14 protein-coding genes are annotated in these 14,193 nt (G+C 64.1%); 4 read left to right on the forward strand and 10 right to left on the reverse strand.

The annotated features are described in order from the left end of the window. The 4 genes from AC0L2V_RS25055 to AC0L2V_RS25070 all read right to left on the reverse strand — a co-directional run bounded on the left by AC0L2V_RS25055 (position 1) and on the right by AC0L2V_RS25070 (position 4,369). Entirely contained in the window at positions 1 to 957 is a 957-nt protein-coding gene (locus AC0L2V_RS25055; protein ID WP_473521477.1) for a lysostaphin resistance A-like protein, read from the reverse strand. Positions 958 to 1,248: 291 nt separating this feature from the next. Next, positions 1,249 to 1,848, reverse strand: coding sequence for a DUF1236 domain-containing protein (locus tag AC0L2V_RS25060; RefSeq protein WP_023803769.1), 600 nt, complete (start codon positions 1,846 to 1,848; stop codon positions 1,249 to 1,251). A 63-nt stretch (positions 1,849 to 1,911) separates the two neighbouring features. Beyond that, complete coding sequence (locus tag AC0L2V_RS25065) at positions 1,912 to 3,006, reverse strand: zinc-binding metallopeptidase family protein (protein ID WP_473521478.1); 1,095 nt, start codon at positions 3,004 to 3,006, stop codon at positions 1,912 to 1,914. 115 nt (positions 3,007 to 3,121) lie between these two features. Then, the gene (locus tag AC0L2V_RS25070; protein WP_473521479.1) at positions 3,122 to 4,369 is read right to left on the reverse strand and encodes a flavin monoamine oxidase family protein; all 1,248 of its coding nucleotides are present in this window, start codon (positions 4,367 to 4,369) and stop codon (positions 3,122 to 3,124) included. A gap of 267 nt (positions 4,370 to 4,636) precedes the next feature. Here AC0L2V_RS25070 and AC0L2V_RS25075 point away from each other — a divergent pair, with 267 nt between their 5' ends. Beyond that, positions 4,637 to 5,431 carry a lytic murein transglycosylase gene (locus tag AC0L2V_RS25075; RefSeq protein WP_473521480.1) on the forward strand — a complete coding sequence of 265 codons (795 nt, stop codon included), beginning with the start codon at positions 4,637 to 4,639 and terminating at the stop codon, positions 5,429 to 5,431. Between the two features lie 65 nt (positions 5,432 to 5,496). Here the strand turns inward: AC0L2V_RS25075 and leuD are convergent, their stop codons facing one another. Beyond that, positions 5,497 to 6,102 (reverse strand): 3-isopropylmalate dehydratase small subunit, encoded by a 606-nt coding sequence (leuD, locus tag AC0L2V_RS25080; RefSeq protein WP_023803774.1) that lies wholly within the window; start codon positions 6,100 to 6,102, stop codon positions 5,497 to 5,499. A gap of 152 nt (positions 6,103 to 6,254) precedes the next feature. Here leuD and AC0L2V_RS25085 point away from each other — a divergent pair, with 152 nt between their 5' ends. Continuing rightward, positions 6,255 to 6,680, forward strand: coding sequence for a GNAT family N-acetyltransferase (locus tag AC0L2V_RS25085; RefSeq protein WP_473521481.1), 426 nt, complete (start codon positions 6,255 to 6,257; stop codon positions 6,678 to 6,680). Between the two features lie 65 nt (positions 6,681 to 6,745). Here the strand turns inward: AC0L2V_RS25085 and AC0L2V_RS25090 are convergent, their stop codons facing one another. The 4 genes from AC0L2V_RS25090 to AC0L2V_RS25105 all read right to left on the reverse strand — a co-directional run bounded on the left by AC0L2V_RS25090 (position 6,746) and on the right by AC0L2V_RS25105 (position 11,791). Then, positions 6,746 to 7,912: an NAD(P)/FAD-dependent oxidoreductase gene (locus AC0L2V_RS25090; RefSeq protein WP_473521482.1), complete on the reverse strand. Its 1,167-nt coding sequence runs from the start codon at positions 7,910 to 7,912 to the stop codon at positions 6,746 to 6,748. Positions 7,913 to 7,979: 67 nt separating this feature from the next. Then, positions 7,980 to 9,476, reverse strand: coding sequence for an ATP-binding protein (locus AC0L2V_RS25095; protein WP_473521496.1), 1,497 nt, complete (start codon positions 9,474 to 9,476; stop codon positions 7,980 to 7,982). Between the two features lie 59 nt (positions 9,477 to 9,535). Then, complete coding sequence (locus AC0L2V_RS25100; RefSeq protein WP_473521483.1) at positions 9,536 to 10,231, reverse strand: response regulator; 696 nt, start codon at positions 10,229 to 10,231, stop codon at positions 9,536 to 9,538. 3 nt (positions 10,232 to 10,234) lie between these two features. Next, positions 10,235 to 11,791: a DUF4153 domain-containing protein gene (locus AC0L2V_RS25105; RefSeq protein ID WP_473521484.1), complete on the reverse strand. Its 1,557-nt coding sequence runs from the start codon at positions 11,789 to 11,791 to the stop codon at positions 10,235 to 10,237. Positions 11,792 to 12,366: 575 nt separating this feature from the next. Here AC0L2V_RS25105 and AC0L2V_RS25110 point away from each other — a divergent pair. Together AC0L2V_RS25110 and AC0L2V_RS25115 are read left to right on the forward strand one after the other, a co-directional pair. Next, positions 12,367 to 13,245 (forward strand): HpcH/HpaI aldolase/citrate lyase family protein, encoded by an 879-nt coding sequence (locus AC0L2V_RS25110; RefSeq protein ID WP_473521485.1) that lies wholly within the window; start codon positions 12,367 to 12,369, stop codon positions 13,243 to 13,245. A gap of 26 nt (positions 13,246 to 13,271) precedes the next feature. Beyond that, positions 13,272 to 13,478: a DUF1737 domain-containing protein gene (locus tag AC0L2V_RS25115; RefSeq protein ID WP_473521486.1), complete on the forward strand. Its 207-nt coding sequence runs from the start codon at positions 13,272 to 13,274 to the stop codon at positions 13,476 to 13,478. Between the two features lie 188 nt (positions 13,479 to 13,666). Here AC0L2V_RS25115 and AC0L2V_RS25120 read toward each other — a convergent pair whose 3' ends face one another. Next, complete coding sequence (locus tag AC0L2V_RS25120; protein WP_023802719.1) at positions 13,667 to 14,089, reverse strand: metallopeptidase family protein; 423 nt, start codon at positions 14,087 to 14,089, stop codon at positions 13,667 to 13,669. Positions 14,090 to 14,193: the final 104 nt, after the last annotated feature.

Here is a 14,193-nt window from a genome sequence, read left to right on the forward strand (position 1 = left end):
TCAGCTTGGGCCGCCGGGGTGCGAAAAATCCGGCTCGACCTTCAGCGGCGAGCGCGGGTGCAGCAGCAGCAGAACGGTCAATAGGCTGCAGACGATGCCGATCGCCGCGATGAGGACGGCATCAAGCGTCGTCCAGCCGGGGCCTTCGAGCGGCTTGGCGTTGAACAGGGCGAAGGAATTGTAGCTTTGCTGGTGCGAAATCAGCAGGAAGCCGGTCAGATTGTTGCCGAGGTGGGCGCCGAAGGCCGCGCCGAGATTGCCCGTGGCATAGACCACAAGCGTCAGGAGCAGCGCAAAAGCGGCGATCGAGGCCAGCACGCAGGCGTTGATGGCGGTCGTCGAGCCTGGGTTCCAATGCATTGCAGTGAACAGAAGTCCTGGCAGCAGCGCCCAGATGAAGGGGTTTTGAAACCGGTTGGCCAGGCCCCTGAGGAGATAGCCGCGAAACAGCACCTCTTCGGACGAGGTCTGCAGCAGGGTCAGCGCGGCGATCGGGATCAGGAACAGCAGCCAGGACGACAGGCCGATCGCACCGCGCGCAATGTCGGGCTGCAAGAGATAGAGCAGTATCTCGGAGAGCAGCGATGTGACCAATACCGCGGCAAATCCCCTAAAAAATCCCGAGCGCGAAACGCGGCGGCTGGTGCCGATCAGCGCCATCAGCGGCTCGCGATGGACCCAGCGCATGGCAGCCCACAGGCCGAGCCAGATTCCGGCAAAGGAGGCGAGCGCGGCGAGGATCCCGGTGGACGAAGCCATGAAATTCTGCACCGCCCCTCCTTCCATCGGGGCGCCGGCTTGCCAGACGACGAAGAAATAGGCGCCGCCGAACAGCACGGCGATGGTCGTCGCGACCCAGAACAGGACGATGATCGCCGTTCCGAGCAGGAGCCGCGGCAGGGTCGTCTTGGCGTTGGGAGTATGCCGATAGCGCTCGAAGGCGGCAGGGTCTATCACGCGGGCTCACAGGCTGGTGCTTCGGGTCGCATGATCTATTCGATCGGGTCGTGCCGCGCAATCGTCACGGCAATCGGCGTTGGCGCCGCCTCTCACCTGCCTGCCGGCATCCTCTCCCCGTGAACGGGGAGAGGGGTGCTCTCCCAACGATTTCGCTAATCGCCAGCATTGCAGAAGAGGCCGCTTCTCCCCGTCACTATACGGGGAGAAGCGCCCGGCAGGGCGATGAGGGGCGGCGCCGACTTCGACAGTTCCGTCATTCATCCAAGGCGAATGCCCTGTTCGGCACCGTCAGCGCTCGACGTACATGATGCGTCGGGTGCCGGGGTCGACCAGTGCCGGCTGACCGTTCACATAGACATAGCGGTAGTCATAGTCCGGAATCTCGCGCAACTCGACAGTATCGGGCAAGGTCGCGCCGGTAACCACCTCGCCCTCGAGATAAACCGGGTCGACCCGGTTGGTCTCGATGTAGGTGCGGACTTCGGCCGGCGGCCGCCTGATCGGCTCGATCGGCTCGCCAGCGACGATCGCTCCGGTATAGATATCGGGATCGTCGACATCGGCGGGGGCTTCGACGATGGTAATGTCTGCGTCGGCCGGGCGCCGGGTCAGGACGACCTCGTTGCCGCCGAAATCGGCCGTCACATAGTCGGAATAGATCCAGCCTTGGCCATTGGCCTCGGCTATGGTGCACCATTTGCTGTTTTGGATGCAGCCATCGAGCGTTGCCGACTGGCCGGCGGCGAGCACGCCGATCACCGGGTATTGCGGCCCGGGGCCGGCGCGAATGTTGAGATCGGCGACCGCCGAAACGGCGGTATCGGCCAAGGCTGTGCCGGACATGGCGACGAGCGCTCCGGCGACAGCAGGAAACAGTATGCGCTTCATGGTTTCGCTCCGTGTTGATGGTCCCTCGCGAACGAAAACGAAACAAGACCTCATGCGTTCCGGCTAAAACGCCTCGGCCGGCTCACGTTTTGTTCCGGTTTCTTTCACGACACCGGTCAGGAGTTCGTGGACGAAAGCCAGCTTCTGCGCCGTCAGCTCCGAGATGACGAAGGGATAGAGGTCCGGCAGACCCATGCAGCGGTTGATCGAGTTGGACGCTTCCGACAGCACCAGCCAGCGGGCCAGGATCTTTTCGAACGGTTCGGGAACGGCGGCAGGTTCCGACGGTGCCGGCTGGAGCTCGCCGCCGGTGTCGCCCCGCGACAGGTCGTTGGCCTCCATGGTTTCCAGCCGGCCGAGCGGGAAATTCAGCGCATGCACCATCTCCAGCGTATCGGTGATGTGCAGATGATGTGCCCATGTCTCGGCCCAGTCCTCCCAGGGATGGGACGTGGCATAGGCGGAAATGTGGTCCTGCTGCCAGTCGGGCGGCGCGCCATTGGCATGGTAGGCCTTCAGCGCCTGCTCGTAATCGGCGCGCTCGTCGCCGAACAATGTCCGGAAGGCGGCAAGCCGTTGCGGGTCGTCGCGGATCAGGCGGTCCCAGTAATAGTGGCCGAGCTCGTGGCGGAAATGGCCGAGCAAAGTGCGATAGTTCTCACCCATCTCGACGCGCCGTCTTTCGCGCTCGGCCGAGTCCGCCTCGGCGACATTGAGTGTGATCAGGCCGTTGTCATGGCCGGTCAGGATGCGCGCGCCACCCGGACCACCGATCGGATCGGCGAGAAAGTCGAAGGCGAGGCCAGCCTCGTCGCCGGCGTTCTGCTTGGGTGCGACCGGCAGTCCGGCCGCGAGCAGCGAATAGATGGCCCGCTTCTTTGCCGCTTCGACGCGGATCCAGCGACGGCGGTTGCCCTCGACCGAAAGGTCCGGGATCAGCTGGTTCAGCGCGCAGGCGCGGCAGAAGGCATGGCCAGGTTCCGCCATCCAGTTGCAGGCGCACTCGTCGGCATTGGTGCACTGGAAAACGCCGCCGGCGCCAGACAGCACGAAGCGCGCATGCCCGGCATCGTAAAGCACGGGGCTGGCGCAGTTCAGGCACTGGGCGTTCTCGAAATAGAGGCGGTGGCCGCAATGCGGGCAATCGAAGAGCTTCATACCGATCTCGAATCACCAGATCTCAAATCACCAAGTCTCAAATCATCAGGCCCGGATATAGTGCGCAGCGGCATATCGCCCAAACGCCTGTCGGCGGCCGGCGTTCCTGCCGTTGCTATGTTGCCGCAAGCTGGGCGGCGACCGTTCTCGCCACCGCCTCGCCCGATAGCCTGGCGCCGCCGCAGGTCTGCATCAGCGGACCGGCCAGATGCTCGCCGGCGAAGAAGATTTTTTCCGCCACCGGCTGCATCAGCGTGGCGCGCGCCTGCGAACGGCCGGGTCGGGCCGCCGCATAGGCGCCGCGCACGAACCGCTCGCCGCCCCAATTGGTCATCATGGCGCGCCCGACATGTTTTCTGACGTCGCCGCCGAAGATGGCGCACAGCCGGTCGACGACGAAGTCGACGCCTGCCGCCTCGCCCGCCGCCGACATCTCCCAGGCGAAATCGCCGCCGACGAAGCCGACCATCAGGTCGAGGTCGAAGGGAAAGCAAAGGAAGTAGATGTCGTGCCTGGCCAGCCGCTCGATCAGCAGGTCGTCGAACGGCGCCAGCCCGAGCCTTGTGCCCCTGATCTCAACCGGCAGCTTGGTCAGCATGCCCATCGGCAGGTCGAAGAAGGCAGCGAAATGCCTGTCTGGCAGCGCCGGCGCGAATTCGATCTCCTCGAAGGCGAGCACCGCCGGCGAGGCGGTGACGATGACCGCCTTGGCGCGGATGATGCCGCGATCGGTGACGCAAGCGACGCCGGGCACGTCCCAGAGGATTTTCCGCACCGGCGTCGACAGCTCGACCGGCACGTCGGCGCCGAAACGGGCGACCAGCGCGCCGAACCCCTCCTTGGTGAAGTAGTTCGGATCGAGATCGGCGGCAGCCTGAAAGTCGCGGATCGATATCTCGTCCTCGTCGGCGCCGAAGTCCATCGGCCCGGCGAAGGTGGCGGCGGCGCGCGGCGCATGGCCCCTGGCGAGCAACGCCGAAAGACGGTCGTCGTCACCAACCTTGACCTCATGCGCCGCCAGCAGCTCGAACAGCCTGATATCGGCCGCCTTCATTGCGGCCTCTTCGTCCTCGCTCGCCTTTCGGTTGCGATAATAGAGATGGTCGATATTCATGTCGTGATGATGAAGCGTCCAGCGGGCAGCTTGCGCCTCGGGAAAGTAGGGATTGCGGTCGGCCGCGTGCAGCCAGGCGCAGCCGATGTCGAAAGGAACGCCGAAATGCTGGTCGCTGGTCCAGGCGCGGCCGCCGATACGGTTCATCGCTTCGACCAGCTTGAAGGAAAGGCCGGCCGCACGCAGGGTCTTGGCGGCGGAAAGTCCCGCCGAGCCGGCGCCGATGACCACGACGTCAACGTCTTCCATGAATATTCTAGCCCCCCGCCACAATAATTACTTGATCGTAAGCAAGTTGTCCGGCATTCGCCAGCGCTGCGGCGAGGATGCGTAAACGAGTTCTTAGCGCATCGGCCCCGAAAGTCGGTTCCGATTCTCGGAAAGCACGATGCGCAGATTGTAAAGTGCTGGAGCGTACTGCGTCCAAGCGGACGCACGTCGCTCCAACGGTGACAAGCGGGCGTTTCGCTGGCAAATTCGTATTCGGGACAAGATTCAGGCAACCAGGAGAGCAACATGGCATTTTTTGCCAAGGCAAAGATTTTCGCAGCGGCGGCATCGATGATGCTTGCGGCGGCAACAGCGGCACAGGCCGCCCAATGCGGCAAAACGGGCGCGGGCTTCGAAGCGTGGAAGGCGGAGTTCGCGCAGGAAGCAAGGGCCAGCGGTGTAGGCTCGAAGGGTCTGGCCGCTCTGGCTAGTGCGACCTACGCAAAAAGGACGATCGCCGCCGACCGCGCTATCCACAAGGCTTTCGGTGGCTCGGTGGATGCTTTCATGAAGCGCCGTGGCGCGTCCACGATCATTTCCAAGGGCCGTTCACTGAAGAAGTCGAACGCGGCGCTGTTCGACAAGATCGAACGGACCTACGGCGTGACGCCGGGTGTGTTGCTCGCCATCTGGGGTATGGAGACCGGCTTCGGTTCCTTCTTGGGCAAGCAGAATACGGTCTCCGCCATTCTAACGCTTGCCTATGATTGCCGCCGCCCGGAGTTCTTCTACCCGCATGCTGTTGCAGCCCTGAAACTGGTTGATCGCGGCGCGCTGAGCGCCTCGTCGGTCGGCGCCATGCATGGCGAGATCGGCCATACGCAGTTCCTGCCCGGAAATGTCTTGAAATACGGGGTCGGCAGCGGAAATCTGCGCGACAAGGCCACTGCGTTGGCTTCCACCGCCAACTTCCTCAAGGCTCATGGTTGGCAGGCGGGTGCCAGCGCGCAGGCGAATCTCGGTGCAATTGCCGGCTGGAATGACGCGAGCAACTATCAACAGGCCATCGCCCGCATCGCCACGGCGATCGACGGCGAGTGATACAAGTCTCTATTCGACGGAAAGCCCGGCCATGCGCCGGGCTTTTTTGTCGATGGTCCTACCGTTCAGGCCCAGGGCCGCAGCTCGGCGTTCTTCTTCTCGAACGAGGCGATGGCGTCGGCCTTCTCCATGGTCAGGCCGATATCGTCGAGCCCGTTCAAGAGGCAGTGCCGCTTGAAGTCGTCGAGGTCGAACTTGACCACGCCGCCGTCCGGACCGCGGATTTCCTTGGCTTCGAGGTCGATCGACAGGGTTGCGTTGGAGCCGCGCGAGGCGTCGTCCATCAGCTTGTCCAGATCCTCCGGGCTGACGGTGATCGGCAGGATGCCGTTCTTGAAGCAGTTGTTGTAGAAAATGTCGGCGAACGAGGTCGAGATGACGCAGCGTATGCCGAAGTCGAGCAGCGCCCACGGCGCATGCTCGCGCGACGAGCCGCAGCCGAAATTGTCGCCGGCGACCAAGATCTGCGCCTTGCGGTAGGCCGGCTTGTTGAGCACGAAGTCGGGGTTTTCCGAGCCGTCGTCCGTGTAGCGCATTTCGGCAAACAGTCCGCTGCCGAGCCCGGTGCGCTTGATTGTCTTGAGATAATCCTTGGGGATGATCATGTCGGTGTCGACATTGACGATCGGCATCGGCGCGGCAACGCCGGTGAGCTTGGTGAATTTTTCCATAGGTCTTGCCCGTCTTCTTTTCGCTGCGGGGATGTATTGGCGCCCGGTTTACACAAAGCTGCAGGCAAATAAAAGGCGGCTGTTTTCGCAAGCTTTGGTCCTAGAGCACGGACCGCTTCAAAGTTGCCGCCCTATGGTGCACCTTGGCCGGCATGACAACACGTCCCAAAGTACTCTACGCCAGCGAACCGAACCTCGACGCAGCCGAGTTCCGCCGCGTGCTGGTGGAATCCGGCCTCGGCGTCACTCGGCCCATCGATGACGAGGTCCGTCTGAAGGCGATGCTTGCCAATGCAGATCTGGTGTTGACGGCGCGCCTCGATGCGCCTGGCAAGCCGCTGATTGGCCTCGCCCGAGGCATCACCGACTTCTCGTGGGTGTGCTATATTTCCGAGCTCGCCGTCTGCAAATCGGCGCAAGGGCTCGGCATCGGCAAGGGCCTGCTCGACGAAGCGCGGCGGCAGCTCGGGCCATCCGTCGCCATGTCACTGATCTCCGTGCCCGACGCCGTCGGCTTCTACGAACGGATCGGCATGACGCGGATGGCGGATGCCTTCTGGTTTGGCCGCGAGCGCTGACGGCTGGCCTTGCGGTACGGAACCCTTTGGTGACCGAGGGACAGCACCCCCTCTGTCCGCCAGCCTCAGATCACATTCAACTCCCTGAAAGCCCGCCCCTCGGCAACGCGCTCATACCCAAACGCCGAGCAGTCCACCGTGCGGTAGCCGCCATGCACGATCAGCTCGGCCAGCGCCTTGCCGACCGCCGGCGCCTGCTGCAGGCCGTGGCCGGAAAAACCGTTGGCGAACAGGAAATTCCCGACCTGCGGATGCGGGCCGATCACCGCGTTCTGGTCGAGCGTGTTGTAATCGTAGTGGCCGGCCCAGGCGCGCGTCGGCTTGATCGCCTCGAAGGCCGGGATGCGGGTCGCCAGCACCGGCCAGATCACCTCTTCGAACAGCGGCCAGTCGGGCTCGAAATCGCTGGGATCGGCGGGGCCGTCGCCCTCTTCCGGTTCGGCCCCGCCGGTGATGTAGACCGAGCCTTCCGGCCGGACATAGATGCCCGAGGGATCGACCAGCAGCGGCATGTCGTCATATTTCTCGCGCGCCTCGAAGATGAAGACATTGCGCTTGCGCGGTTCCACCGGCAGCACCAGTCCGGCCATTGCCGAAACTTTTCCGGCATTCGGCCCGGCGGCGTTGACGACGATGCCGGCGTCGAGCCTTTCGCCATTGTCGAGGCTGACGCCGGTGACACGGTCGCCCTGCCGTTCGATGCCGGTCACGTCGGCGGTGATGAAATCGATCTTTTTGTCGCGCAGCGCCTTGCGGAACAGCATCAGCATGGCATGCGCGTCGAACCAGCCCTCGCCGCTGCCGCCATAGGCGCCGGCGGTGATGCCCTCGGCCGACAGCCATGCAAACCGGCGGACGAGCGCCTCCGCATCCTCAAGCACGATGTCGGCGCCCTCGGCCAACTGCGTCTGGTGGTTGGCCTCAAGGATCGGCAACCCGTTCTCGCCGGCAAGGATGAGGTAGCCGCCTTCGCGAAAACCGATATCGGCGTCGGCCCCGAACTCTTCCGTCAGCCGCCGGAACAGTTTCAGCGTGAACTGCGACAGCCGGATGTTTTGCGGAATCGAAAACTGCTGGCGGATCGAAGCGCAGGACAGCGTCGTCGCCGCATGGGCAAACTGCGGGTCGCGCTCGACCAGCGCGATCGAGCCCGAAAACCCTTCCGCGCGCAGATAATAGGCGATCGAGGAGCCGACGATGGCTCCGCCGATGATGACGACGTCATAGCGCACTTTTTCGCTTCTCCAGTTCTGAAGCATGATCCCGAAGCCGGTTCTTCTGAAACGATCATGCTGCAATTCATGCAGCCGGCAGGATGATCTCGAAGCGCGTGCCGCGCTCGGAGTCAACCAGGCGGATCGTGCCATCATGCGCTTTCAGCAGGGCCAGAACGATGCCGAGGCCCATGCCGGTGCCGCCGCAATCGCGGCGTGTGGTGAAGAATGGCTCGAAAATACGTGCCCGGTTGCTCGGCGAAATGCCGGCGCCGTCGTCGCTCACCTGGATCGTCGCCTTGCCGCCTGCGCTCGCCGCCGTGATCGAAACCAGCGTCGCGCCATGCCTTGCCGAATTGTCGATGAGATTGGCGAGCACGATCGCTGCGTTCTCGGCCGAGATGCGCAGGCCGGTCTCGCCGCCCGCCTCGACCCGGAGCGCCAGCCTGTCCCCGGTCGGCAACAGCGCCAGGGCCGCACTGAGCGACGTGCTTTCGCCGCTGGGCGCAAGATTTTCGGCGCGCGCCAGGTCGAGCAGACGACGCACCAGCAGATTGAGCCGCCCGGCGTCGGTGACGATATTGTCTGAAAACCGCCGCCGCTCGGCCTCGTCCATTGCGCTACCTGAATCGCGCAGCAGTTCGGCCGCCCCCTGGATCGCCGTCAGCGGCGATTTGAGCTCGTGCGAGACATGGGTGGCGAAGGTCTGGATGCTGTCGGAGCGCGCATGCAGCTTTTCGGCCATCTCGAGGAAAGCGTCGGACAGCGCTGCCATCTCGCGCGTGCCATGATGGTCGAGCGGCCTGATCGCTGCTCGATCACCGGCGGCGATGCGCTTTGTCCGCTCCATCAGCGCGTAGATCGGCCGGCTGACGGTGCGAAGGAAGATCAGGCCGATGAGCAGCGTGCCGCCGAGGATGGCGATCGCCGCCAGCACCACCTTGCCGCGCTCGCCATAAAGATGCTTGACGATGTTGTTCGGCGTCCGCGACAGATAGACGACGCCGGCGACCTTGCCGTCGACGGCGACCGGCATTGCGACGAAGACGCGGACTCTCGTGCCGCGGCTGACCGAATAGAGCGAAGGTGGCGGCTCGTCTGATATCCTCTGCCTGAGCGCACTGGCATAGCGGCCGGCAAGTGCTGCGCGAACCTCGCCGACGGCGCCGAGCGACAGGCCGATCTCCTCGCGTCCGGCGATGACGACGCCTTTGGGATCGAGCAGCCGGAAGCCGGCAAGCGTGGTTTTCTGCGTCTCGGCAAGAATGCCCGACAGCCGCGCGCCGATCGCCGTGAAGGCGGGATCGACGGTGGCGGCCGTCGCCGCCGGCCGTGTCGCCAGAACCCTGTCGGACGCAAGATCGAGGCTTGGCTCGATCGGCCGGTAGGGAGAGTCCGGATTGTCGCTGTCGGCAGGCACGGCCGCGCCGAGCTTTTCAGCCGCGATGCCGGCGTCGCGGACCTCTTGCGCATGGATGGCGGCAAGGGCGGCACCTTGCGCAATCAGCTCGGCCTCGGTCTGGCGGATCAGCTGGTTCTCGTAGAGCCTGAAGAAGAACAGGCCGACCAGCGGCAGCGCCATCACCATGATCAGGATGGCGACAACGATGGTGGCGAGGCGCGGGCGCCATTTATGCGCGGTCACGCGCCGCACCGGCCGAGCCGGAAGCCGACGCCATGGACGGTCTCGATCGCATCTGTGCAGCCGGCCGCCGCCAGCTTGGCGCGGATGTTGCGGATATGGCTGTCGACGGTGCGGTCGGCGACATGGATGTTGCCGGCATAGGCATTGGCCATCACCATGTCGCGCCCAAGCACATGCGCCGGGCGCGCCAGAAACCCTTTCAGGATGGCGAATTCGATCGAGGTCAGCACCAGCGGCCTGCCGTCGAAGCTGGCGGCGTGGCTGGCCGGCAGCAAAGCCAGACGGCCGTGCAAGAATTGCCTGTCGTCGGCCTGTTCGGCTTTTGCCGGGCAGGCGCGCCGCAGGATGACGTTGACGCGGGCGACCAGCTCGCGCGGGCTGAACGGCTTGGTGACATAGTCGTCGCCACCCATTTCGAGCCCGAGGATGCGGTCGATTTCTTCATCTCGCGCGGACAGGAACAGCACCGGCACATCCGATGTGTGCCGTAGCCGCCGGCAGACCTCCAGCCCGTCCATCTCCGGCATGCCGATGTCGAGCACGACAAGATCGGGCGCGCGGCGCTCGATCGCCTGCAAGGCGGCGGCGCCGTCGGCTACCGCGACCGTTTTCATGCCGGCCTTTTCGAGCGCGAAGCAGATGATCTCGCGGATGTGCGGATCATCGTCGGCGATCAGGATGTGATGCGGCATCGATCAGCGGCCCGGCACGAAGGGTTCGGAGCCCTGAGGAACCACGAACGGGATGGACGTGTCGAGAGTGCGAAGGAGCCGCCAGTCGCGAAAGCTCCAGGCGCGCCAGTTTTCCTGGGCCGCGCGGTAGCCGGCCTCGTCCTGTCCCAGCAAACGGACGAGTTCGCGGTAGGGGGAAACGCTGGCCGTATTGGTCCTGGCCTGATGCTCGAGGAAGCGATCGAGTGCCGGTCGGGCGCTGGGACCGAGCGAACGCAGGTACCATATATCGAGCTCGCTGCCGTGGCCGGTCATTTCGAATGAGTGCTCGACATTGTAGTTGGCGATCAGGGCGGCAAAGTTGATGAACGAGCAGGCATAAAGCGTCGCCGATAGCGTCAGAAGATTGGCGGAAAGCAGCCATTCATTGGATTTTCCGAGCGCGATGCGGGCGATGATCAGGGCGAGGCCCGCCGCCACCAGCCCCATCCAGACGAAGGCGGCGACGCGCCAGTAGGTCAGCGCATAGATGCCGACATAGAGTTCAAGCCGCAGGATCGACGAGATGACCAGCACGATGTTCTGCGCCACCCAGACATAGACCAGCCGGCGGATGAACGGATCGCTGGAAGTGGCACTTCCCGGCCTGAGCGCCGCCAGCACGAAACCGGCGGCGAGCAGCGCCGTGACGATCAGCGGATAGGCGCCGCGATGCGCATAGGCGGCGTAGGTCAGCCCGTCGGGCAGGGCGATGCCGCCCCACAGATAGGTGGCGTCGAGCGCGGTCTGCATCGCGAACAGGATGTTGAAGATGACCAGCGCGCGAAGGATGGCGGCCTTGCCGAAGATGATGTCCTCGATCGCCCTGGCGGGTTTTGTCGTCGTCGTCACCGCGCTGACAGGGACAGGTGTCACCCGACGCGCAATGCGGCGCAAGAAGCGCGGCAGGCGCGGGCGCAAAAAAGCCCAGACGCCGGCAAGCACGACCAGCCAGAAGGCCAGCCGCGGCAGCTGGATGAGGTCGAGCAGTGCGTGGAGATCGATCAGCGACAGCCAGTATTCGATAACCGGATTGGCGGCGCCGAACAGCGCCAGAAACACTGCGCCCAGGGTCAGCGGCATGATCCAGACGGCGATCGCCGCGAAGCCGATGCGCCGCCGGCCAAGCCGCCGCGCCGCCTTGCGCCAGCGGACGAAATCGTGGACGAACCGAAACGGCGCTGCGAGCAGGAACAGCGCGACCTGGCCGGCAATGCGGGCAAATCCGCGCCGCAGCCGCCCGACCAGCGAAAGCGCAAAGACGGCCAGCGCCGCAAGCCCGATCGCGACGGACAGCGCGCTGACATTTTCAAGGAACGGCAGTAGCCCGACAAGCAGGGCAACGGGTTTGAACCAGGCCCGGCCGGCGCCGAGCGCCGACGGCTGGAGCGCCGCGGCCGCGGCGGCCAGCGTCATGCCGAACAGGAAGAGCGTGATGCCGACCGGCTGCCCATAGAAGAAGAAATCGGCCAGCGCGGCAAGCAGGACGGCAACGCCGAAGCGCGCACAAGTGCCCGGCGCGGCGGCAAGCAACGATGTCATGATCGGGCTTTCTCTACGGCTTTGATCCGGCCGGGGGGCGGAGATTTGCGGATGAAGGGGAGGAGGGTCGCCGAACCCGGCCGCGGTGGATCGACGAGCCAGCAACCGTCATTGCGGAGGGGCAGGGACCAACGAGGTTTTTCGCGCTCTTGCATGCCGCCCTTTTCGCCGGCCGAAATGCAGGCAGCGAGGCGGGTCCGAGGAGATTTTCCGCAATGTTGTGCAGTTTTTGTGCAGGGCAATCGCTTCAGCCAGATGAAAGTTTTCAATTTGTGTCGGAGACGCTAATTGTCGAAGTCGTCGCCGCCCCTCATCGCCCTGCCGGGCACTTCTCCCCGTATAGAGACGGGGAGAAGTGACCGGTCGCAACCGTGGCGCGTATTCTACAACGCTGGAAATTGGCGAAATCATTGAGAGCGCGCCCCTCTCCCCGTCACTATACGGGGAGAGGATGCCGGCAGGCAGGTGAGGGGCAGCACCAACGCCTGAAGATAGGGAAAATTCAACCTGAGGCGATTGGCCCGGTAGAAGCCAGACGGGTTGCTTCGATCGCCTCCAGGCGGCATAGATCAGGCATGACTGAAACCTGCCGCCCGCGCCGCTCGGTGCTTTACGTCCCGGCCTCGAACGACAAGGCGCTGGCCAAGATCTCGTCGCTGGCCTGCGATGCCGTCATCATCGATCTCGAAGATGCCGTCGCCCCGGCCGACAAGGTTTTTGCGCGCGAAAAGCTGGCTGATATTTTCGCTCACCGCGCAAACCTGCGCTGCGAAATGGTCGTGCGCATCAACCCGCTCTCCAGCGAATGGGGCGCCAGGGACTTGCTGGCGGCGGCAAGCTGCGAGCCCGACGCCATCCTGCTGCCCAAGGTCGACACGCCGCGCGACGTCCTGGAAGCCGGCGACGTGCTGGACGACAATTTTTCACCCGACGAGGTAAAACTATGGGCGATGATCGAGACGCCCAAGGCGCTGCTCAACATCGGCCCGATTGCCGAGCTTGGCCGCGATCCGGCCTCGCGGCTGGTCTGTTTCGTTGCCGGAACGAACGACCTGGTCAAGGACACCGGCATTCTCGCTACGCCCGACCGGCGCTATCTCACGCCATGGCTGATGCAGATGGTGCTCGCAGCACGCGCCGGTGGCCTCGACCTGCTCGACGGTGTCTTCAACGATTTTCGCGATCTGGACGCTTTTGCGCGCGAATGCACGGAAGCAGCCGCCATGGGGTTCGACGGCAAGTCGCTGATCCATCCGGCCCAGATCGATGCCGCAAACCGCGCCTTTGCACCATCTGCCGAAGCCGTGGCCGAGGCGCGTGCGGTCAAGGAGGCCTTCGCGCTTGCCGAAAATGCCGGCAGGCAAGTCATTGCGCTGAATGGAAAGATGCTCGAACGGCTGCATCTGGCGCAGGCCGAGAAACTGCTGGCGAAGGCGGCCGCTAGCGGGGCATGATTGGCAACTTATCACAGGAATGAAAAATGAAACTCTACCGCTTTCTGTCCGGCCCGGACGATTCCAGCTTCTGCCACAAGGTGACGGCGGCGCTGAACAAGGGCTGGCACCTGTTCGGCTCGCCGGCCTATTCCTACGACAAGCAGACCAAGGTCATGCGCTGCGGCCAGGCCGTGGTGAAGGATGTCGAGGGCCAGGAATACGGCCCTGGCACCAAGCTCAGCGATTGGTAGATTTGCAAAGCTCGACGCAGGGTGTGTTGAGATTCAGGTCAGGCCGCGCCGGAGTCGAAGACGGGCGCGAAGCGACCAGACTGGGTAGTTTCCGAGAACCGGAGCGGAGCGTACTTTTGGGTACGTGAGCACCGGAAGCGCAGGGAACTGCCGGTCGCAGGCCGGCATCACCTGAATATCAGCACAGCCTACTCGGCTGCCTCTTCGATCCGCTCCATATCATCGTCCGACAGGCCGAAATGGTGGCCGATCTCGTGGATCAGCACATGGGTGACGATATCGCCCAGCGTCTCCTCGTTCTCGGCCCAGTAGTCGAGGATGGCGCGGCGGTAGAGCGTGACGCGGTTCGGCCCCTCGCCGGTCTGCGGATTCCAGCGCTCGGCGATGCCGCGCCCCTCGAACAGGCCGAGCAGGTCGAAAGGCGTTTCCAGCGACAAATCGTCCATGATCTCGTCGGTCGGGAATTCGGCGATCTGGATGACGATCTCGCCGGTCAGCTTGCGAAACTCCTCCGGCAGATGGGCGTAAGCTTCTAGCGCCAGGAACTCCATTTCCTCCATCGACGGCGAAAGCTCGTCGTGCCAGGTACGGGTTTTGTAGATGCGGGCCATGCTTTGTCCTTCTGATCCCGGCATATAGGCTTTCGCGCCGGACTCGGCAATTGGCCGGGTTGCCGTCCAGGCGCGGCAGGAATAAATTCCCCATGACTGCGCCC

The organism is Mesorhizobium sp. WSM4814 (assembly GCF_055811595.1).

Coding starts and splice junctions, on each gene's coding strand:
- AC0L2V_RS25085 (WP_473521481.1), top strand. CDS start 6,255: ATGACAACACGTCCCAAAGTACTCTACGCCAGCGAACCGAACCTCGAC.
- AC0L2V_RS25070 (WP_473521479.1), bottom strand. CDS start 4,369: ATGGAAGACGTTGACGTCGTGGTCATCGGCGCCGGCTCGGCGGGACTT.
- leuD (WP_023803774.1), bottom strand. CDS start 6,102: ATGGAAAAATTCACCAAGCTCACCGGCGTTGCCGCGCCGATGCCGATC.
- AC0L2V_RS25110 (WP_473521485.1), top strand. CDS start 12,367: ATGACTGAAACCTGCCGCCCGCGCCGCTCGGTGCTTTACGTCCCGGCC.
- AC0L2V_RS25065 (WP_473521478.1), bottom strand. CDS start 3,006: ATGAAGCTCTTCGATTGCCCGCATTGCGGCCACCGCCTCTATTTCGAG.
- AC0L2V_RS25060 (WP_023803769.1), bottom strand. CDS start 1,848: ATGAAGCGCATACTGTTTCCTGCTGTCGCCGGAGCGCTCGTCGCCATG.
- AC0L2V_RS25105 (WP_473521484.1), bottom strand. CDS start 11,791: ATGACATCGTTGCTTGCCGCCGCGCCGGGCACTTGTGCGCGCTTCGGC.
- AC0L2V_RS25100 (WP_473521483.1), bottom strand. CDS start 10,231: ATGCCGCATCACATCCTGATCGCCGACGATGATCCGCACATCCGCGAG.
- AC0L2V_RS25120 (WP_023802719.1), bottom strand. CDS start 14,089: ATGGCCCGCATCTACAAAACCCGTACCTGGCACGACGAGCTTTCGCCG.
- AC0L2V_RS25095 (WP_473521496.1), bottom strand. CDS start 9,476: ATGGCGCTGCCGCTGGTCGGCCTGTTCTTCTTCAGGCTCTACGAGAAC.
- AC0L2V_RS25075 (WP_473521480.1), top strand. CDS start 4,637: ATGGCATTTTTTGCCAAGGCAAAGATTTTCGCAGCGGCGGCATCGATG.
- AC0L2V_RS25115 (WP_473521486.1), top strand. CDS start 13,272: ATGAAACTCTACCGCTTTCTGTCCGGCCCGGACGATTCCAGCTTCTGC.